Genomic DNA, 21,394 nt, shown 5'->3' with positions numbered 1-21,394 from the left:
GATATTGAAAGAATATGCAGATATACTGATGAGGTTTTTACCTTCAACGGCAACCATTTTAGAATTGCATCAACCTGAAAAAAAGCCGGCGATACTGCTAGCAGATATAGATGGAGATCATATTGAAGAATTAATCGGAGCCTACAATTATCAAGGTCGAAATTATATTAAGATATTAAAGAAACAACATAATGAATGGGTTCCGATAGCAGACATTAAAGGAAGCGGATATGGAATAACGAATTTAATAGCAGTGCCATTAGTAAATAATAGTATTAATACTTTAATTGTGGGTTGGCAAATAGGTAGTATTTGGTCGAAGTTAGACCTACTGCAATGGACAAATAAAGGTATTGTCCATATACCAACTAATAATATGGTCTATAGTAAATTGCAAGTAGAGGATATGCCAAGTACGGAAGGTTCGGATGGTAAATATGAGCTAGCTCTCTGGGTTCATGATACGGGTGAGGCCTATAAAATAGCTGTCTATCGTTTTAATGGTAAGGGATTTGTAAAGGCAAAAGATGTTTACCCATATTATTTCAAAAAAGTAGAAGCATACTATAAGAATCTATTAAAGAATAATGATTATCCCTTTTATTGGTACTATTTATCAGATGCTCAGATGAAGTCGGGAGATTTAGATCAGGCACTTACATCAATTGATAAAACGTTGTCATTTAATTCACCATATCCATCTAAAGAAACCCTACTAGAAAAAAGAAGACAAATTTTAAATCAGTTGAAGCAACATCAAGTGGTCGCTCAAACCGTCATCGTTAAAAAAAGAGGTGATGTCACAGGAGATGGCTTAATTGATACAATTCTTCTAACTGGTGAGAAAACCGAAGGAAGTCCGTATTTAAAGAACATTACTTTAGTTGTTTTTAATGAAAGAACGAATTTTTATGAACAAATCCCGTTAAAAGAAAATGCAGGTTATAACCCCACTATATCGCTTGGGGATTACACAGGAAATCATGTAGATGACATTTTAGTTGTCATTGATTCAGGGGGTAGTGGCGGCATTATATTCGCATATATATTTACATATGTGAATGGGGAAATGCGCCAAGTATTTGACTCAGAAGCATACAATGAACTTTCAAAATATGAAGTTAATTATCTCGATAATTACAAAGCAAGTGTAACTAGCTCCTATCCAGCGAAAAAATATATCTTAGATTTAACATATAAAGGAAAAGTATACTTATCTGAAATTTATAATACAGACGGTACACTTAAAGAACCGATACAAGGGTGGGTCGATCCAATTAGCGGATTCTATCCTATAGATTACGCAAGGGACGGCAACTATGAATTTTTGGCGTACCAAAAAATCGCAGGTAGATACCATGCAGATGGTTTGGGTTATGTAGAAACAATATTAAAATGGAATGGACATGGATTCGTTCCAGATCGCCAAACTGTTTCGATTTTCGGTGCAGATTTGCCAACGAAATAATCTATTAATAAAATTGTAGTTAGCAATTAGAGAGTACTTAGGACGTGAATATTCTGCTAAATAACAAACACTGGAGTTAGCGCAACAAACACCAGAGTTAGTGCAACAAACATCAGAGTTAGCGCAATAAACGCCCAAGACAGAGCAACAAACCACCAACTACACACAACAATCCCAAGAGAAACCACCAAATTCCAAAACCCAAAAACAATCGTTTCCAAATAAATATTGGAATCTTTTGTTTTTTTGATATAATAGATGAGAAAAGTTCATATGTGCAAGAATGTGGGGGGGCTGGTGTTGCCAGCTGAGAATGTATCCGATAGATGCTGACCCTTAGAACCTGATCTGGTTAACACCAGCGGAGGGAACATCAGCTAAAATCTCGAGTATCATTGAATTTTAGAGTGTATGTTAACGTCCGGAATAGTTCCGGGCGTTTTTCTTTTTGCATGGAACTTGTCAAAATAATATAGATGGAGGCAAGGGAAATGAAAAAATGTATGCTGCTCCTTGTAGCATTATTCGCTTTAGTAGGTTGCCAATCAAATGAGTCAAAAGGAAGTGACAACGACTCAAAAAACGAATTAACAAAAGTAACTGTCGTTTTAGATTGGACACCAAATACAAATCATTCTGGTTTGTATGTAGCAAAAGAAAAAGGTTTTTTTAAAGATCAAGGCTTGGATGTAGAAATCATTCAACCAGGTGAAACAGGAGCAGATCAACTAGTCGCTTCAGGAAAAGCCGAATTCGGTATTACAGCGCAAGAATCGATTACGCAAGCAAGAGTCCAAGGAGTTCCACTAGTCTCAATTGCAGCTATTATTCAACACAATACATCGGGCTTTGCTTCCCCAATAGATAAAAATATTAGATCACCAAAAGATTTCGAAGGTAAGACTTATGGTGGTTGGGGTTCTCCAATCGAAAAAGCTGTACTTGATTCTCTTATGAAAATCGAGAATGCAGATAGTAAGAAGCTAGACATTATCAACGCTGGAGATGCAGACTTCTTTACAATGGTCAAAAAAGATGTAGATTTTGCATGGATTTACTATGCATGGACAGGTGTCGAAGCGGAACTGCGTGGAGAAAAAATAAATATGCTCTATTTAACAGACTATAGTGACAAACTAGATTACTATACTCCAGTTCTTACAACTAACGAAAAAATGATCCAAAGTAATCCAGATACAGTGAAGGCATTTACTAAAGCAACTTCACAAGGATATGAATTCGCTATAAAAGATCCAGAAACTGCTGCAGATATTTTACTAAAAGCTGCCCCAGAATTAGATGCAGAGTTAGTTAAGAAAAGCCAACAATGGCTAGCTGACAAATATCAAGATGATGCAAAACAATGGGGAGAGCAGAAACTTGAAGTTTGGGAAAACTATGCAAATTGGATGAGTGAAAATAACGTATTAGAAGGTAAATTCGAACCTGAAAATGCGTTCACAAACGAATTTTTACCACAATAAGGAGGAGAAATAAATGGCTAACTCATTAATCAGTGTACAAATCATTCCAAAAACAAAAACATACGAGGATGTTATTCCTTTTGTAGATGCAGCTATCAAAATTATCGACGATGCTGGTGTGAACTATGAAGTGCATCCGCTTGAAACAACAATGGAAGGTGAACTTTCTGAACTGCTAGACATCATTCGTGTGATGAATGAAAAGATGATTGAACTAGGTAGCGTTAACGTCATCACTCAAGTGAAAATGCTTTACCAACCATCTGGTATCGAACTAGGTACATTAACGGAGAAATACAGATAATGAAATGGATACGTGAAAAAGGAGGAGCGATTTTTTTGCTCCTTTTCATTTTATGTAGTTGGGAATTGATTGTTCAATTAAAAGAAGTACCGGGTTGGTTATTACCTGCACCTACAGCTATTTTTTCAGAAGCGATTAAAGCAATTCCTACTTTTTCAACCGATATTTTATCAACAACTCAGTTAGCAATATTAGGACTTACAATTGGAAGCTTAGTTGGGTTTATCATAGCGGTCTCCCTACATATGATGCCGAAAGTTCAGAAACTTGTTTATCCGTTACTAATTCTATCTCAAAATATTCCAATCATTGTTTTAGCACCGCTGTTAATTATTTGGTTTGGCTTTGGATTATTACCAAAACTAATCATTATAGGTTTAGTCTGCTTTTTCCCAATCGTTGTAGCTGCATTAGATGGCTTTAAAAATACCGCTCCTGAGCTCAAGTACTATATGGAAATGGCGGGAGCATCGAAAAGCCAATTATTTTGGAAACTAGAATTGCCACATTCACTTCCATCCTTATTTTCGGGATTGAAAATCTCTGCGACTTATAGTGTCATGGGGGCAGTCATTTCGGAATGGCTAGGTGCAAAAAAAGGGATTGGCGTATACATGACATTATCTCAATCCTCGTTCCGTACAGATCGTGTGTTTGTAGCTATTTTCACCATCATGCTATTAAGTGTCATCGTATTTGGTTTGCTACGTGTGGTTGAAAGATTAGTAATTAAAGGCAAACTGGAGAGGTGAATACAATGTTACTTAAAATGGATCATATCGAAAAGTCTTTTGGTACAACACAGGTTTTGCATGATATTTCTATACATGTAGAAGAAGGAGAATTTGTTGCATTACTGGGGCCTTCAGGGAGTGGGAAGAGCACCATTTTCAATTTAATAGGTGGAATGGCTACGCCAGATGAAGGAACTATTTCTTTGAATGACAAAATCATTCATGGACAAAAAGGCTTAATCGGCTATATGCCTCAGCAACCATCTCTTTTCCCATGGAGAACCGTCATTGAAAATGTCGTACTGATGCAAGAATTATCAGGTAAACCAAATTATGAAGAAGCTAGTGAATGGCTAGAAAAAGTAGGGTTACGAGAATTTAAGAAATCCTTCCCAATTGAATTATCAGGTGGTATGAAGCAACGCGTAGCTTTTATAAGAGCGTTACTCAGTAAACAAAATTTATTATGCCTAGATGAGCCATTTTCAGCGTTAGATGAATTTACTAGAATTGAAATGCAAAAATGGCTTCTATCAGTATGGGAAGAAAATCGAAAGTCAGTGCTATTCGTCACGCATAGCATTGAAGAGGCAATCTTTTTAGCAGATAGAATTTATATACTAACGAAGCGCCCAGCCACTATAAAAGAAGAGATAAAAGTTCCCTTTGCAAGACCGAGAGAGGAAAGTCTCTTAAATACAAATGAATTCTTCCAACTCAAACAGAAACTTTTTAATATGTTGAAGGATGAAATTGAGGTAGGTGAGTGAAGCTGATAATCGATGCTCATATCCATTTTGATCAATACAATGAAGAACAACGAAAGATAATTTTAAAAGAAATGGCTCAATTTAATGTGACACACCTAATAGCAGTATCTACTGACTTATCATCAAGTAAGGTCAATTTAAAATTAGCTCAAAATGATAAGCGCATTCTACCTGCATTTGGCTTTCACCCTGAACAAGTAATGTTGGGAGAAAGTGAGCAAGCTCAATTATTTGAATGGATAAGAGCGCATCACGATGAAATGGTTGCAATTGGTGAAGTAGGGCTTCCTTATTATTTAAAGCAAGAAAAAGAACTCCTATATCAACCATATATCGACTTACTAGAAAAGTTCATAGCACTTGCAGCAGAAATGGATAAGCCGATTATTTTGCATGCTGTATATGAAGATGCGCACATAGTTTATGGTTTATTAGAAAAATATAATGTAACTGCTGCACATTTTCATTGGTTTAAAGGGGATACACAAGTAGTCAAACGGATGATTAAAAATGGATATTTTATCTCCATAACACCTGATGTATTGTATGAAAAGGAAATTCAGCAGCTCGTAAAGCATTATCCATTAGAGCAAATGATGGTAGAAACAGATGGACCCTGGCCGTTTGAAGGGACTTTCTCTGGTAAGATGACACACCCAATCATGATAAGAGCATCTATTGAGAAGCTTGCTTCGATTAAACAGCTGCCATTTGAAGAAGTTTCTACTAAGCTATATGAAAATACACAGAAATTTTACCGGTTGAAGTATTCAAGTCCATTTCTAAAAGTTTGACTTAATCAAAATAAACTCCTCTTTGTCTTTGGGCAAAGGGGAGTTTTTTGATATTGAGATTAATAAGAAATTCAGCAATAATTTCCACAAAAAAAGCCAGAGATATTTAAATCTCTGGCTGAATCTCAAGCTAAAGCAGTTTTCCGATCTAATAATGTAACACCAGCAAAGCACAGTAATAGGATTCCTGTAAAAATAAAGCCGCCTGTGATTCCAAGTGACAACCAACCTAAAAGGGAAGATCCCGCAACTACTCCTAATGAGAAGAACGCATAGAAGTAACCATAAGCCTTGCCTCGAACTTCAACTGTTGTCGAATCAATCAGTAACGAATTTAATGAAGGGAATAAGAAGGCAAACCCAAAGCCATAACAAGCCATTGCAATATAAAGTAATGTATTTGAATCTGCCTGGCTAATTAATAGTTGGCTTAATCCCATCAAGCTAATACCAAGTGCTAATGTTTTGATCGGCTTGACTCTATCGAAAATTCTATTAGTCGGTAGTAAGAATACAAGAACAGCAACAATGCCAAATGTACTCATTAAAGTTCCGCTCAAACGTGAATCAAAACCTAATTCTTGTACCTTTAAAGGTAATAAATAAGCGATAGCTCCTTGAGAAAACATAAGGAAAAATGCGCCTATAAAGGCTTTAAGTGTGCCTGCATTTTTGAAGAACGCCCGAATAGGAACGTGGGTACTAGTCGATGAATCTTTTTTTACTTGAGTTGATTTTAAGATAAAGATGGATAGAAAAGCGAGCACTAGCATGCATGCAGCAGTAATGTTAAAAACAAATGGCACGCTTGTCCGACTAGCTAAAATACCACTAAATGCAGGGCCAGTAATGGCAGCAATACCTACAAATGCTCCTGATATAGCACTACTCTTACCACGTTTTTCTTGTTCAGTTTCATTTGCTAAAAAAGTAAATGCTGCTGGGACGATTAAACCCGCAACTAAGCCGTGGATAAAGCGAACAACTAAGAGCATGATCGGTGCATCAGCGAACGTATAAAGCAACAAAGCTAGACCAGTAGTGAATAATCCCGCTATCAAGATTTTATATGGACCTCTGCGATCCGTTAAAAACCCTGAAATGATGTTACCAAATGTATTAGACAATGAATACATACCAACCGCCAAACCTGTTATAAAGGCCGATGCTCCAAGCGATTCAGCAAATGTACTCATGACAGGTAGTTGTGTAAACAAATCGAAGAACGAAAAGAACACAATGACATATATAAATTTTTTCATGTAAAACCTCTCCAACAATTAAATTATTTATATATTATAGCCTATCAAAGCTAATCACCCAAATTTTCTTGAATTTAGAGAAAAAATAAAAGGGAAAATAAGTAATTAAATTATCCTTGTACATGCTATAATAGATTGTAAAAAAGAACCATTTTTTAAATAATTGAAAGTAATTCAAACTAACTATCAAGATAAACTAGAGGTGTTACTATGGAATTAATACGCTCCAATTCTACGAAGCAAAAAAATACCGTAGAGGCAGTTAAAGAAGTTACAAGTAAACTACATACCGAACCTTCATTACTATTATTTTTCACAAGTACTACACATTCATTTCAAGAAGTAACAGCACTATTTAATGCACAATATCCAAATTGTGAAGTCGTCGGCTTAACGACGACAGGTGAAATTGGGCCATCTGGCTTCTTAGAAAATGGCCTCGTAGCAATGAGCTTTGCAAAAAGTATTGGACAAATAAGTACGGTTTTGATGAACGATATTTCGAAATACCCTATATTTTCTCGTAATGATCTAATTTCCTCAGCAAAACATATAGGTATTAATCTTAACAGCCAAACACTTGAAAAAGAAGGGGTAGCATTAGTATTTCCGAATGGATTAATTGCTGCAGAAGAAAAGATGCTATCAATCGTCAATTCAATCTTCCCACATGAGGGGTTCCCTGTATTTGGCGCAACTGCTGGAGATGATGCAAAATTCATTGAAACCTTCATTAGTTTAAACGGAGAGGTATCAAGTAAAGGTGGCGTAGTCATCTTTATGAAACCGACTGTAGATTTTGTCATGCTAAAGGAGAATATTTTCACTAGTACAGGAAAATCGATGAAAATTACTAAAGCTGATACTGAGCAACGCATTGTCTATGAATTCGATGGAAAAAAGGCAACAACAATCTATGCAAATCGATTAGGCGTAAAAGAAAATGAACTAGATCAATATTTTATGACAAACCCACTCGGCAGAAGATTTAACAATGAAATTTTCATCGCATCACCATTCCAAATACTACCGAATGGAGCAATCCAATTTTATTGCCAAGTTTTCCAAGATTCGATTGTTGAGATTTTAGAACCAAAAAACCCAGTTGAAACTTTACAACAAACATTACATACTTTCAAGTCCGAGTTTACTGAATTAGAGGGCGTATTAGCCTTTAACTGCATTCTAAGAAAACTACAATTTCAAAGTCATGGTCTATTCCAAGAATTAAATCGAGAACTTGAGAAATTGCCAAACTTAGGTGGATTCTGCAGTTATGGAGAACAATTTAACAAATCGCTTGTTAATCAAACACTAGTACTTTTAGGTTTAGGGAAGAAAAGATAGGAGCGTTGAGCATGCTTAAAACCTTTTTCAAACAAAAAGAAAATCATTCTGACAGTTTAATAGAAGAAATCAACTTATTAACTCCCGATGAAAAAGAATCAATGATTGATGGTTTACTTGATTTAGTCGCACTATTAAAATCATCCAATGAAAAAAACGCAAAAGGCGACAGCGTATTTATAGAGCGTATTACAGAGGTGAAAAATACTGTGGAAGAGGGCAGAACATCTTTAATCACCTCGAGTGATAATATCCAAAGAATCCTTGATGAAGCGCAAAACATACATAGTATTACAGCTGCAGTGGAAGCACAAGGTGAGCAAAATATTGGATTAGTAAATGAAGGCAATGAAAATATGGACAAGCTCGACTCTCAAATGGATTATGTCAAAAACGTATTTACTAATTTCGAAAAATCAATCGCGGAAGTACAGCAAGAAACAAATGACATTATAGCTATTACCAATATAATAGCGGGGATAGCAGATCAAACGAATTTACTGGCATTAAACGCCTCAATTGAAGCGGCAAGAGCAGGGGAACATGGGAAAGGTTTTGCAGTGGTAGCTGCAGAAGTGCGTAAATTAGCAGAACAAAGTAAAAATGCATTAGTGAATGTGAATAAAAAAGTGAATGAAATTGTCAGACAAGTCTCGGTACTATCAGCAGATATCGTTGAAAAATCAAAAGAATTCGATCATACGCAAGAAATGACTCGTTTGACAAGTGAATTCTTCGGGAAAATAGCAATTTCAGAAAAAAAGCTATTTACAAGTATGTCAGGTATTAAGCTCGCAACAGATCAAACAATGGCTGAAATAATCACATTCCGTCAAGAACTTGAAGCGATTGTCCATTTATCCGAACAATCAACTAAAAGAATAGATGAACTGTACATATTCTCACAAGATAAATTTTTCATTTCAACAGATATGACATCCTATATTTCTCAAGTAAAATACTTAGTTGAAGCACTGAAAAACGACCAACTTTAATATAACTAATATAAATTCAAAAAACCCCCAATCACTACTAGCGTGATTGGGGGTTCAGTTCATATTCATTAGTTAGCTATAATAATCAATTTACCTTGATCTAGTTCCTCTTCCGCGTTAGCAGCTTCTTCTTTTGTTAAGCCAGCAGCTTCCATCTTATTGCGTAGTTCATCACCACGTGAAGTGAACATATTCTTCATACTATTTAAGATACCTTGTTCTTTGATTCCAACTTCAGCAGTATCTAGAGCCTTATTGATATCATCAGATCTTTCTTTAAAGTGTGCGAATACATAGATATCATCTCGTGAGTGACCTTGCAGTTCTAACTTTTTGATTTCTTCCAATGCTTGTACGGCGTTTTCTACTGTTAATTTTAATGTCATTTAAATCCCTCCGATTTTGTTTTACATATAATCTTTACCCTGTAGGATTAGTATCTAAACAATAAGTTAAAAAAGACCAAGCGTTCAAATAATACAATTAGTAAAATCTTATACTTTAAATGACTTCCTATATATAGGAAGTAACGTACTTTGTGAGAAAGAAATTAATTACTTTATTTTTATTGAAACTTTTTGCCCTTATGAACGTATATAAAGTAAATCATGATAATTATCCGTGATGAGATAGGCTAACGCTCGTATATCAGTGTAAATATTCAGTAGTGAGTGATACACTGTTCAGTGGGGTTAGCACCAAAGAAAACTACCAAAATTGACGGAGGGTCATACATTGAAAAAATTAGTAGCAGCTTTATTTGCAGCCACTCTTGTATTCTCAAGTGTCGGAAGCTTTGTGTTCAACGACCAAGCAACAACAGTTGAAGCAAAAGGGTATAAATCAGGTAAAAAAGGCTTCAATACGAACAAGAATTACAACACAAATAACAACAACCAACCGACTAACTCAAATATTCAAAAAGATAAACAAGATACAAAAACAACTAACGGAACATCGGCTACAAAATCTGGCGGGGGCTTCATGAAGGGCGGCCTTATGAAAGGTCTTATGCTTGGTGGACTAGCAGGACTATTATTCGGCGGTCTATTTGCTAACATGGGAGCACTTGGTTCTATTTTAGGATTCGCAGTAAATATCCTTGCAATTATCGTGTTAATTGCATTAGTTCGTAAAGTATTTACAATGCTAAAAGCAAAGAAACGTAAAGAGGAAGCAAACCCATGGAACAGATAATTATTCCAGAACAAGATATTATCAATGCAATATGTCTTTTCCAAGCTCGCAACAAAAACGTTATGCCAGAAGATGTTGAAGTTGAATTGGCTTACGATGATGATGAAGGCTTTTCAGCAGAATCATTCATTAGAGGTCAAGTTGAAGCAATTAGCGAAGCAGGTCTAATAGCGGCAGTTCGTCTATGGATTTCCGAATTCCTAAACCGCGATCCATTCGCTTCAGGAATTGAACTTGTACTAGATGATGAAGAAGGCATTATTGCGGTAGTAAACTAATAAAACATAAAACAAAGCATCACTGATCTATTAAATCAGTGATGCTTTTTTGTGTTATTTTAATAATAAAACATAAATACCAGCATTTCACAAAAAAATAGGTTTAAATGTGGTAAAATAAGTATGTTACATGGAGTGTAAGAACTAAATACACTAAATACATATAAGTGAAGGAGCTTTAAAATCGATGCAGAAGACTAACAAAACTCGTACCAAACTTCTCAGACGGCTTATACTTTGTTCCGTACTATTAATCCCTTCGATAATAACATTAACGAAAACAGACATCGCACAAGCTGCTAATTCTACTAAATTACAAAAAGCAAAGGTCGGTTTTCAAACAACAACAAAAAAGCCGACAAAAACTAAGAAAAAGGTTTCTCAAAGCTATAAGGTGAAAAACGGCAAGCTGTATAAAGGAAGCAAGCTCTATAAAAAGCAAAAGCTTTATCAGGGAGTCCTCTATGTAGATGCAAAAAAAGCAACTGGTCAATACACGGTTGATGGCAATGAACGATATTATAAATCCGGTAAACTTTTTACGGGTCTTTTAGAAGGTTATTATTACGAATCTGGTAAAGAGCCTGGAAGATATGTTGTATATAAAAACAAACTTTATACCCCAGATGGCTGGCCGAATGAAGGTTTTAGAATTTATAATGGCTTACTTTACGATGGGGAAGATTTAAATACAGGTGCGCTTATTTATCAAAGTAAATTATATTATGGTGCAAAAATAAATAGTGGCTATAGAATCTTTGATGGCGAACTTTACTACGGAGCATATTTAAGAAAAAGTAAAACGGTATATAAAGATAGATTATATACGAACGCAAAGCCGAATGTCGGTTATGCAACCTATAATAAAAAACTGTACGATGGATCGTATTTAAACGAAGGATACTTCCTATATAACGATATCTTATATAACGATGCAGAATATAATATGGGATATACATTATTTGAAGATCGACTTTACAATGGAAAAGAAGAAAACTATGGAATTGCAAAATTTGATGGTCAATATTATTATCATACAGATATCGCAAATGGCAAATATGGTGGAAATCTATACGAAGATGGAGAATTAGTTAGAAACGCGACAACTATTAAATCTATTCGTATTGTTGATACTAAAACGCTAGAAGTAACATATAGCCAAGCAGTTAATAATAAGAAGCCTTTAATTAACGTAGAAAAAAATGGTGTTCTATATACTATCTCTGCATTTAAATGGAACAAAGCCAAAACGGTATCAACCTTTGATCTCTCAGGACCCATCACTGCAGGAAAATATAACATTACTATTTTAGGCATTGATAATATTAAACTGTTCGGTTCAATTGGAGTAGAGGGTGAATCAGCTCTCCATATTGCAGATGCCAATTATGGTTATGAAATGGTAGAAGATTAAAGTATATGAAACGTAGTCAGTAAACTGCTGGCTGCGTTTTTACTTTTTTATGGGTAAATATATTGAAATAATAAAATATCAATCTATATGTTAGTATGCTAAAAAAACCAATTAAAGTTTTATTTGGAATAATTATGATAAAAATAAACGTAAGGAAATATTTATATCTAATCCTTTTTATTAACATAATACGCAAAAATGTTATAAAAAATAACCTAAAAATACAAATAAAGGTAATAATTAAAGTCTAACAAAACTGAATATTCAAATTATTTAAACATTCCAACAAAATTAATTTATAGTAATATTTTATTATAAAAAATCCACTTATAGTAATTTTTGAATAACATTTTATGAAAATTAGTATGTTTTAATAAAATTTTAATAAGTAATTATCTTGAAATAACATAAATCTATTATATTATTAAGTGGGAATTTATATAAATTTAATAGGAATATACTATCAAAAACGAACAAAATGGTAAAAAACCCAAAAAAATATTAAGTATACCTTTCGATGTGTGTTAATATAGTCAATAAGGATTACGTAAAGTAAATTTAAAGGATATTTAACGGTATTAACTACACGACTTTAAAACTTTTAGATAGTCCGCAAGTAAAGGAGAATGAATAAAATGGTAAACAACAAACTTAAACTAGTAAAATCGGCTACTGCCTTTGTCATTGGTGCTGCAGTATTAACAGGATCATTCGCAGCTGCTGGATCAGATACAGCATTCGCAAAAAGTTCAACTTCAGTAAAGGTGAGCAATGGTAAACTTGTTTATAAGAGCACTGGTAAAGTTGTAAAAGGTTACAAGACTTACAACAAAGCTCTATATAAAGACGGTAAAAAATTAACTGGTCTTTACAAAAAAACTTATTACAAAGCTGGTAAAAAAGCGACAGGTACTTACAAATCTGTATACTACAAAGCAGGTAAAGCATTCACTGGCGTAACTAACAAAACTTATTACAAAGCTGGTAAAAAAGCGACAGGTACTTACAAAAACGTATACTACAAATCAGGTAAAGCTTACACTGGCGTAGTTAACAAAACTTACTACAAAGCTGGTAAAAAAGCGACAGGTCTTTACAAAGGCGTTTACTACAAAACTGGTAAAGCAGCAACAGGAATCTACAAAGATCAACTTTATGTATCTGGTAACCTAAACAAAGGTTTGACAGTTTACAAAGATCAACTTTACAAAGATGCAGTATTAAACAAAGGTTTAGCTTTATTCAAAGACCAACTTTATAAAGATGCAGTATTAAACAAAGGTTTAGAAAAATTCGAAGATAAATTCTACTTCGATGCAGCAATTGCTGACGGTACTTACCTTGATGCTAACAACGTAGAACGCGCATTTGAAAAAGGTGTTGAAGTTGGCGCTAAAGTTAAAGCTGTAGAGGCGATTAACGCTAAAGAAATTAAAGTTACTTTTAACAGATCTATTGATGCTTCAACTGTAATTGGTGCTTCTGAAGCTCTTGCAAACATTTCAATTGCTAAAGTTGGAACAGCAGATGAAACTGGATTAAAAGCTAAGCTATCAGAAGATAAAAAAACAGTAACTATTACTTCAGAGACAACTTTCAATGGTGAATACACTGTTAAAGTTACTGATGCAGTAAAAACAACGACTGGAGATAAAGTAGAAACTTCTACAAAAATTATCAAAGCTGAAGATAAAGTAGCACCAACATATGTAAACTATACAAAAGAAAATGCATCAACATTTGTATTTAACTTCTCTGAGCCAATCAATGATAAAGGTTCAATTGTATTTAAAAATGCAGATGGTACTATTCTTTCAGTTCCTGCATCTGACGTAACTGTAAAAGGATCTTCTATCAAAGTTGTGTTACCTTCAAATGTAGAGGCTAACAAAAACATTACTGTATCATTCACTGGTTTAACAGATTTCGCAACTAATATTCTTGAAACACCATTCTCAGTTACAATTCAAAAGGGTGCTAAAGATGGTGTAGCACCAGAAATAACAAGCGTAACTCCAGTTAATGCTAAAAAATTCACAATTAAATTCTCTGAAGAAGTTCAAGGATTTACTGAAGCAGATTTAACTGTAGCTGGTTCATCAGTGAAATCAGTAACTCAAGATAAAGCTGATAAAACAAAATACATCGTTGAATTAAATTCAGCTGTATCTGGTTTAACAAGTGTATCAGTATCAGACAAATCATACACTGATTTATCTGGTGAAGATGGTAAAGCATTCAGCCAAATTGTAAACTTTGTTGCTGACACAGTGAAACCAACTGCAACAGCTGCTATTTCTGTAAACAAAGATGGTAACCAAGTATTAACATTTACTACAAGTGAAGATACTACTTTAGCTGCTTCAGGTACAATTACATTACCAGCAAAAGCGGTTAAAAACTATGTAACAACATCTGGTGACATTACTTTTGCTGCTACAGATGTAAAACCAGTAACTGATTCTTCAACTCAATATACAGTTGAATTATCTAAAATTAAATTTGCTAGTTCAGCATTAGTTAAAGATACTGTTTACACAGTAGACTTAGCAGCTAACGTATTTGCAGATGTAGCTGGAAACAAAAACGAAGCTAAAACTTCTTCATTCTCATTCACTCGTGGTGCAGATAAAGATTCTGCTAAACCTGTATTGATTGATGCTAAAGTTGAGGTTAAAGACAATGATACATTTACAGTAGACTTTGGAACAGCTGTTGAATTAGATAATGCAACTGTTGTAAACAAAGCTAATTATTATGTAGCTGGAGCTACTATTGACTCAGTTACTTTGGGAGCAAATGGAGTTGCTACAGTTAAACTTGCATCTGGTTCAAACAATTACACTGGTAAACGTACAGTTAAAATAACTGGTGTTAAAGCTGCAAATGGTAACGTTATGGACGACTTTACTACTCAAAAAGTCTTCAATGAAAACGTAAAACCAGCTGTACAATCTGCAAAAGTTGATACTATTGAAAAAGGTTCTAAAGAAACAACTACAACAATACCAGCAACAGCAGTTGCTTCAGATTCTGCTGCGAAAGTAGAAGGTACTTATACTGGTACAACTGACGAAGTAGCAACTTATACTTACAGTACTACTACTTCTAAATGGACTGCTGATAAAACTTTAGAAGGTTTAACTGTAACTGAACCAACAGGAACAACTGATGGTCAAACTTTCAATGTAACTGCAAAAGCAGCAAAAACTACAACTACACCTGCAACTTCAGGTAAAACAACTATTAAAGTAACTTTAAGCGAAGAAGTAAAAGCTGAAGCTACTGATTATGTTGTAAATGTTGCTGGTAAAAAACTAGATGGCGTTAAAGCTACTGTAACAGCAACTCCTAAATCTAAAGAAGTAACAATTGTTATTGATAAAGAGTTAACTGCTGATGATTTTGCTAAAGAGGTTACTCTAACTTCAGATGATTACAAATTAACTGATGAAGCTGGCAACAAAGCTGATATCTCAGCTGCAGGCATCAAAGTTTCACTTTAATAAATCCCTCCTCTTACCTTATTGGGCGAACGGATTCAAAGACTCCTATCTTCTTCGGAAGATAGGAGCTTTTTTTTGTTTCATAGCGTTTGGATTCTCTTTTTAAATATATATTATTATTTTGAATTCTAGCTCTCATGTATTTGTGCATGAGAGCTTTTTAGTTAGGAGGGAGATTCATGAGTGTTCTAAAAACAACATAGACTACCTAGAAAGCGATTACATTTGAACAAGCCTGAGAAAAGTCGAGGTTCTGGAAGTAATCGTTTTACAGTTCTATTTCAAGGTTTTAAGAGAAAAGGAGAATCCAAATTGAAGAGATTTTTGTCATGGAATGGTTTACGAAACAACTAAGAAAGGTATTTCATGTGTACCTACAAGCATCAAATGTAAAAATTGAGGTCATTGACTTAAAGCATCCAGTCCTAGAACAGTACATGCAAGTGATTCAAAATGAATGGAGTTTAATATTAGCTAATGCTTATTCCTGTACACATGATGATTTAAGAGGTAGTCATTGGGGAGCATTTTTCATCTGTAAAGAAGATGGAGTTCTGTTTGAACAGTGGAAGAAGAACGAAGAAGTAATTGCCTACGAGGTCTACAAGTAAAGGAGTGTTAGCACATGACTTACAGCTACGAACGATTTTTAAATGGGGGGGCATTAAGAACATCTGAAAAAGTAACATTAAACAACATTGGCTACGAAACAATTGAACTCCGCAAAGAGGAAATGGATGAACGTTTCTTTACAGAACAGGAGTTCAAAGCATTACCAAAGGTTTGTATGGTAACAGCCATTAGTTACCTTATGAAGAGCAATGAAGATTACTTAATGATGGATGTTTACGATGAAAACAATCAACACCATGTGAAAACTGTTTGGTTAAAGAATGGAGAAATTCAGTCAGCGAAAGATTAAACTCACGACAAAACTAATCGGAATTTCACGACAAAACTAAATCAAAAGAATAGTAAAAAGGACAGGTTCATGCGACACAAGGCATGAACTATTTTTGTATGCAAAAAAACTCAAACATTATTATATAACTGTCGTGAGTTTCGTTTTTAGGAGGGAAATCTCATGAAGTACAAATTGATCGTAACAGTAGTAGTTGCAGTTTTAGCAGAAGCATTACGACAATTACAAGCTGAAGAGTCCTAAACCAACACAAAGGTTTAGGATTTTCTTTTTTTGAAAGGAAGGATAACAGTGAAAGCACCAATGGAAGCATTTCAACAATGGTTAGTAGAAGAAGGCAAAACAGTTAAAACGATTGAATCCTACATGAAGGTTTAAAGAAGTTTGAAGTGTACAGACAGGAACATCGTCAATTTGAGGAGTTTCTTAAGCAATTTTTGTTTTACTTAGAGGATAAAGCGAATGTAAGTGAACGGAATCGTTTAATAGGATAACTATTATTGTACATAGGTGTTCGAGTGAGTGAATTGGTGAGTGTCCGTTTAGAAGATATTAGTCTAATGCCATCTGCTTTAACGGTTAAGGGGAAAGGCGGAAAAATAAGAGAAATTAGCTTACGACAAGGTTGATCCATGTGTCAAAGGAGTTACAAATTCATCTACATCCACATTTGTTTCGACATACGTTTGCGACAAGATTACTTCGTATGGTGGGCTGGATTAAAGAGAATAACTGTACGCATGTTGCCCTGGAAATCACTAGTGTTTACAGGAAACATATTGTGAATTTATTAGAAGTTTAAGAAATTGAGTTTCTAGTTGTGGATGAACAACATACGAAGGTAGTACCTGGAAGTAAAACAGATGTGAAAGACGCCAGAATAGATTGCTAAACTCTTTTGTCATGGGCTTTTAAAAGCTAGTTATAACCTGAGCGAAGAGGATCCTGAAATTCTATCGAACTTCGCTCGGCTTATTATGAAAAAGAAAAAAGAAGAACTGGAAATAGCTCTAGGAGGATATATTAAATCTCATCAACGCTTAATGTTTAAGACTTATCAGCAACACGAAAAGGAAAGAAATGAGCAGGAATTGTAGTAGCACATAGCATCGTAATCCAGTTCAACTAACTACATAGTTCATTGAATTAAACACACTCTTCTTTTTTAGACGAATGAGCTGTATCTCTTTAAGTATTGCATTTATTAAAATTACAGAATTTACTTTTTGTGGTAGTTTTATACTTAGGTAGTGTTCGGCAACAAACAAAGCACTTTGAGAAAAAATCTTCCAAATATTCTAATCGATCGGTATGTTCTCCTAAATTAATTATTAGTCTTCACTTAAAATTTCTTGAGATTTACTTAAGTAATTCTCTGCTATCGTATTTATGATTGTATTTTCATTAAAATCATAATCAAGATTTGCTTGTTGTAAATCTTCAGTTGGTTCAAATAAAGGATTTTTATAGTCATTTTGATTTTCTACTATATCACTTTTTATATCATCTTTTTCTTTATTCAGTAAGTTTCCAATCTTTTCATCAACGAAGTCGATTGAATCGGATATGAAGATTTTTATATCATCAAATACGACCTCTAGGTTTTGAGGCAGAATTGAAATTAATTCAACGCCATCTTGGAAAATCGATTCTTTATTCCAATCAAGGAACTTAGAGGGTGAATTGTTCATTGTATAATACGACCCTGCGAAAAAAGAAATTGAACATATTATTAAAATGGCGAAAAACTTCTTAATCATAATTTATCATCCTTCTTTCAGTGATAAATACATGCTTTCCAAAAAAGGATGAAATTATAACTATAAGTTAATAATTAGAAAATGTTTATTGGAAATAAAATCTTCTATTTAATGAACGCATTCGACTCTTTTAGGAGAACTACCTTGATTAATAACTATTAAACAACCTCGACGAAGAATTTGTTATGTAAGTTAATTCTATAGTTAAAAACGTTAAAAATAAAAGCATGAGCAATAATCTAAATCGATCATTTAACTGAATAATCGTGGATAGATACATTATTGCTCTTAATTTCAGAACAAGTGATTTTCGTCTGAATGTTATTGGTTTTTAAGCATATATATGAATACAGTATCAGTCATCGAAATTATTTTTTTCTCAAAATCCCTTCTTGGAAATTTCACCAACTCAAAAGTATATTTCACCATCAGTTATCCCAGAATAGTACAAGCATACTATTGAATAAAAAAGGGGTTACATTGTTTGAAAATGAAACTTGCATTTTTTCCTCGTAGCAAACTATTTTTTGCGGGGTTATTTCTATTATTCTTATCCGTTTTAGATTCCATTTTCACCGATTTTGGCATTAGACATAACCACATTACTGAAGCAAACCCACTCATGCGACTAGTATATGAAAGTAGTGTTTTTGGGTTTTATTCGTTGAAAATTATGTTTCCATTATTGTTATTGTATATACTCAGTAAGGTTCAGATTAAAAGATCATTACTACTCTTAATGGGAGCGGCTATTCTTCTTTACAGCGTTGTGTTCATTCAGCATATTTGGTGGATTTCATTAGTCATCTAATCAGTGGGTTCCAGATTCTTAGAGTATTTTACTACAATTAGTCCTTCAACTCTTTGGAGGTTAGGGGCTTTCTTTTGCTTAAAAGGGGAATAACGATATTTCAATAAAATTAGAAAACTACCCTTTATTCAAACAAAAATCTAGATTTTAAGGACATGAATATTCTGCTAAATAACAAACACCGGAGATAGCGCAACAAACAGACGAGTTAGTGCAATAACAGACGAGTTAGCGCAACAAACATCGGAGTTAACACAACAAACAACCCAGTTACCACAACAATCCCAAAACCACACCCAAAACCACACAAAAAAGCCGCCTATCCAGGCGGCTTTCCAATTTTGTCCCACTACTCAACAAACAATCATTTCCGTCCATCTCTCTTCACAGCAAGCAAAAACTGCGGAATCTTCAGCATTCTCTTCCAACGAGTAGGTTGAGTTATCAAGCGGTGGAACCATTCTAAATTCAACTTAAGGAAGATATCTGGTGCGCGATCAATGTTCCCAGATAGTATATCCAAGCTCCCGCCAACACCCATTAAAATGGCGTTAGGAAACTTTTCGAGATGAGCAGCAATCCATTCCTCTTGCTTTGGAGCGCCTAAGGCTACGAATACATAGTCAGGTGATAGAGAAGCCGCTTTTGATGCAACTTCATCACCAGTACCGTCTCCGCCATAGCCATCAGCGACGCCAACAATTTCAATAGTAGGGTACTGGGCTTTTGCCATCTCAGCAGCCTTAGCTGCGATACCAGGCTTACCGCCATACATGAAAATCTTATTGCGCTTATCCGTAGCATTCGCAGATGCCATAAACTCATGTACTAATTCAAATCCCGGAATGCGTTCTTTTAATGGTTGTCCTAGCATTTTAGAGCCAATGACAACACCTATACCATCTGCCACTACATAATCAGCGGCGTGTAATAGCTTCTCATAACTGGGTAGCTCTTTGGCAAGCATAATGATTTCAGGATTCGCGGTAACGATCCAAACTTGTTCTGCTTGTTTTGTAACTGTATTTACAAATTCTTTTTTTGTTGTATCCGTAATCGGAATCGATAAAATATCTATTTTCTTCATTTAAAAACCTTCTTTATAAAAGCATTTCTTTCTATTATATAGTAAAGCATCTGAAAGGGGCGTGGTTAGGGTGTAAACGTCCAATATGTTTACTTCTTACTATCAACGCCTACAGTCTCTTTTACCCAATCAACGGATCTTACAGCCTGTTTTTCGACATCCTTCAAAAACTCTACTGAATAGAAACCGTCTTTATTCATAATAGCAGTTGGGGTGAAGCCGGGTGAAATAATTCGAATATCTCCTTCGGCATTTTTGACAACATTTAACGAAGCGATGCCACCCACATAAGTAGATGGATCTTGCATTGCCGCGAAAAAGTTACCTAAAGAGTAAAATACATGGGTCTCATGTCCATCTTTTGCAGTTAATTTCTCATAGGGCTGTAAGACATGTGGATGATGACCAAAAATTATATCTGCACCAGCTTCAGAAATGACTTTTGCCATTTGTTTTTGCTTCTTATTTGGTGTAGATTGGTATTCAACACCCCAGTGCATATTAACGATGATGACGTCACTATTAGGCCGCATTTTTTTGATATCCTTTTGAATAGTGTCAAGATCGATGCGATTGACTAGATATTCTTTGCCGGCAGGTGTTTCATTATCATTTGTACCATAGGTGTAAGATAATGTTCCAACTTTGATGCCTTTGACATCGATAATACGCATCTTGTCGCGGTCTTTAGCCGATTTATAAGCACCAACATAAGGAAGGCCATAAGATTTGATATTTTTAAGAGCAGCTAGTACGCCTTCTTCACCACGGTCTAATGTGTGATTATTGGCTACTGATAAGAGATCAATACCAGTTTCTTTTAAATCACGAACAATATAATCGGGGCTCGCAAATTTAGGGTAGCCAGATAAGCCAAATTCTTTACCTACGGGTAAGGATTCCTGATTCGCTAGCAGAAAGTCGTAGCTCTTTAAGGTATCTTCTACCGCAGCAAAAGAAGGGGAGTAATCTTGGTAATATAATAATTGTTCATGCAATAGGATATCGCCAATCATAGCGATGGAAATTTTCTTATCCTTTATAACGGGCGCTTCTTGCTCAACTTTTTCTGGTTGTTTATCAGTAATAGTTTCATTGGATACTATTTTTTGGTATTTTTCAGAAATGGTGCATGCGCTAAGTAAAAAAAGGGTACAACATATTAATAGAATTTTTTTCAAAGAAAATCATCCTTTCTAAGTCCATTTTCTATAGATTGTGCTATGATAAACTTTGTGAAAAATGATTACTACATTTTTTG

At 34.7% G+C, this 21,394-nt stretch carries 21 protein-coding genes and 1 riboswitch; of the genes, 16 read left to right on the top strand and 5 right to left on the bottom strand.

Translation table 11 applies throughout. From position 1 onward, the window contains the following. Window positions 1-4 precede the first annotated feature (4 nt). The 6 genes from MKY02_RS18715 (at window position 5) to MKY02_RS18690 (ending at window position 5,554) form a co-directional block, all read left to right on the top strand. Window positions 5-1,468 (top strand): hypothetical protein, encoded by a 1,464-nt coding sequence (locus tag MKY02_RS18715; protein WP_235175675.1) that lies wholly within the window; start codon window positions 5-7, stop codon window positions 1,466-1,468. Window positions 1,469-1,745: 277 nt separating this feature from the next. After that, window positions 1,746-1,855, top strand: a riboswitch (TPP riboswitch). Between the two features lie 104 nt (window positions 1,856-1,959). Next, window positions 1,960-2,952: an ABC transporter substrate-binding protein gene (locus MKY02_RS18710; RefSeq protein WP_038179805.1), complete on the top strand. Its 993-nt coding sequence runs from the start codon at window positions 1,960-1,962 to the stop codon at window positions 2,950-2,952. Between the two features lie 13 nt (window positions 2,953-2,965). Next, the gene (locus MKY02_RS18705) at window positions 2,966-3,256 is read left to right on the top strand and encodes a thiamine-binding protein (protein ID WP_038179803.1); all 291 of its coding nucleotides are present in this window, start codon (window positions 2,966-2,968) and stop codon (window positions 3,254-3,256) included. After that, window positions 3,256-4,008 carry an ABC transporter permease gene (locus MKY02_RS18700; RefSeq protein ID WP_038179801.1) on the top strand — a complete coding sequence of 251 codons (753 nt, stop codon included), beginning with the start codon at window positions 3,256-3,258 and terminating at the stop codon, window positions 4,006-4,008. The genes MKY02_RS18705 and MKY02_RS18700 overlap by 1 nt, the downstream gene beginning before the upstream one ends. A gap of 5 nt (window positions 4,009-4,013) precedes the next feature. Then, window positions 4,014-4,760 carry an ABC transporter ATP-binding protein gene (locus MKY02_RS18695; protein ID WP_038179799.1) on the top strand — a complete coding sequence of 249 codons (747 nt, stop codon included), beginning with the start codon at window positions 4,014-4,016 and terminating at the stop codon, window positions 4,758-4,760. Then, complete coding sequence (locus MKY02_RS18690; RefSeq protein WP_327192107.1) at window positions 4,757-5,554, top strand: TatD family hydrolase; 798 nt, start codon at window positions 4,757-4,759, stop codon at window positions 5,552-5,554. Before MKY02_RS18695 ends, MKY02_RS18690 begins: the two co-directional genes overlap by 4 nt. A 125-nt stretch (window positions 5,555-5,679) precedes the next feature. Here the strand turns inward: MKY02_RS18690 and MKY02_RS18685 are convergent, their stop codons facing one another. Beyond that, window positions 5,680-6,816, bottom strand: coding sequence for an MFS transporter (locus tag MKY02_RS18685; RefSeq protein WP_038179797.1), 1,137 nt, complete (start codon window positions 6,814-6,816; stop codon window positions 5,680-5,682). Between the two features lie 210 nt (window positions 6,817-7,026). Here MKY02_RS18685 and MKY02_RS18680 point away from each other — a divergent pair, with 210 nt between their 5' ends. Both MKY02_RS18680 and MKY02_RS18675 read left to right on the top strand, forming a co-directional pair. Continuing rightward, window positions 7,027-8,163 carry an FIST signal transduction protein gene (locus MKY02_RS18680; protein ID WP_038179789.1) on the top strand — a complete coding sequence of 379 codons (1,137 nt, stop codon included), beginning with the start codon at window positions 7,027-7,029 and terminating at the stop codon, window positions 8,161-8,163. Between the two features lie 11 nt (window positions 8,164-8,174). Continuing rightward, window positions 8,175-9,158 carry a methyl-accepting chemotaxis protein gene (locus tag MKY02_RS18675; RefSeq protein WP_038179787.1) on the top strand — a complete coding sequence of 328 codons (984 nt, stop codon included), beginning with the start codon at window positions 8,175-8,177 and terminating at the stop codon, window positions 9,156-9,158. A gap of 68 nt (window positions 9,159-9,226) precedes the next feature. Here MKY02_RS18675 and MKY02_RS18670 read toward each other — a convergent pair whose 3' ends face one another. After that, window positions 9,227-9,544, bottom strand: a complete 318-nt coding sequence (locus MKY02_RS18670) for a general stress protein (protein ID WP_038179785.1) — start codon at window positions 9,542-9,544, stop codon at window positions 9,227-9,229. A gap of 349 nt (window positions 9,545-9,893) precedes the next feature. On the opposite strand from MKY02_RS18670, the gene MKY02_RS18665 reads away from it, so the two are divergent. From MKY02_RS18665 to MKY02_RS18635, 7 genes are all read left to right on the top strand, one after another. Next, window positions 9,894-10,355: a hypothetical protein gene (locus MKY02_RS18665; RefSeq protein WP_038179783.1), complete on the top strand. Its 462-nt coding sequence runs from the start codon at window positions 9,894-9,896 to the stop codon at window positions 10,353-10,355. After that, entirely contained in the window at window positions 10,343-10,633 is a 291-nt protein-coding gene (locus MKY02_RS18660) for a DUF2653 family protein (RefSeq protein WP_038179781.1), read from the top strand. Before MKY02_RS18665 ends, MKY02_RS18660 begins: the two co-directional genes overlap by 13 nt. 187 nt (window positions 10,634-10,820) lie before the next feature. Further along, on the top strand, window positions 10,821-12,047 hold the full coding sequence (locus MKY02_RS18655; protein ID WP_038179779.1) for a hypothetical protein: 1,227 nt from the start codon (window positions 10,821-10,823) through the stop codon (window positions 12,045-12,047). 635 nt (window positions 12,048-12,682) lie between these two features. Then, window positions 12,683-15,553 (top strand): Ig-like domain-containing protein, encoded by a 2,871-nt coding sequence (locus MKY02_RS18650; RefSeq protein WP_340711605.1) that lies wholly within the window; start codon window positions 12,683-12,685, stop codon window positions 15,551-15,553. A 329-nt stretch (window positions 15,554-15,882) separates the two neighbouring features. Beyond that, window positions 15,883-16,164 carry a hypothetical protein gene (locus MKY02_RS18645; RefSeq protein ID WP_340711604.1) on the top strand — a complete coding sequence of 94 codons (282 nt, stop codon included), beginning with the start codon at window positions 15,883-15,885 and terminating at the stop codon, window positions 16,162-16,164. Between the two features lie 14 nt (window positions 16,165-16,178). Further along, window positions 16,179-16,475, top strand: a complete 297-nt coding sequence (locus tag MKY02_RS18640; RefSeq protein WP_340711603.1) for a hypothetical protein — start codon at window positions 16,179-16,181, stop codon at window positions 16,473-16,475. Between the two features lie 500 nt (window positions 16,476-16,975). Continuing rightward, entirely contained in the window at window positions 16,976-17,104 is a 129-nt protein-coding gene (locus tag MKY02_RS18635) for a hypothetical protein (RefSeq protein WP_340711602.1), read from the top strand. 702 nt (window positions 17,105-17,806) lie between these two features. On the opposite strand, the gene MKY02_RS18630 is transcribed toward MKY02_RS18635, so the two are convergent. Continuing rightward, window positions 17,807-18,235 carry a hypothetical protein gene (locus MKY02_RS18630; RefSeq protein WP_038179775.1) on the bottom strand — a complete coding sequence of 143 codons (429 nt, stop codon included), beginning with the start codon at window positions 18,233-18,235 and terminating at the stop codon, window positions 17,807-17,809. 490 nt (window positions 18,236-18,725) lie between these two features. Between MKY02_RS18630 and MKY02_RS18625 the strand changes: the two genes are divergently transcribed. Next, on the top strand, window positions 18,726-19,046 hold the full coding sequence (locus tag MKY02_RS18625) for a DUF5658 family protein (protein WP_340711703.1): 321 nt from the start codon (window positions 18,726-18,728) through the stop codon (window positions 19,044-19,046). 364 nt (window positions 19,047-19,410) lie between these two features. Here the strand turns inward: MKY02_RS18625 and MKY02_RS18620 are convergent, their stop codons facing one another. After that, window positions 19,411-20,133, bottom strand: coding sequence for a WecB/TagA/CpsF family glycosyltransferase (locus tag MKY02_RS18620; RefSeq protein WP_038179772.1), 723 nt, complete (start codon window positions 20,131-20,133; stop codon window positions 19,411-19,413). 89 nt (window positions 20,134-20,222) lie between these two features. Beyond that, window positions 20,223-21,314 carry a CapA family protein gene (locus MKY02_RS18615; RefSeq protein ID WP_038179770.1) on the bottom strand — a complete coding sequence of 364 codons (1,092 nt, stop codon included), beginning with the start codon at window positions 21,312-21,314 and terminating at the stop codon, window positions 20,223-20,225. Window positions 21,315-21,394 lie beyond the last annotated feature (80 nt).

Source organism: Viridibacillus sp. FSL R5-0888 (assembly GCF_038009105.1).
GTDB classification, from domain to species: Bacteria; Bacillota; Bacilli; order Bacillales_A; family Planococcaceae; genus Viridibacillus; species Viridibacillus arenosi.
The sequence above is the reverse complement of the archived record's forward strand: the minus strand, read 5'-3'. Positions and strand labels throughout refer to the sequence as shown.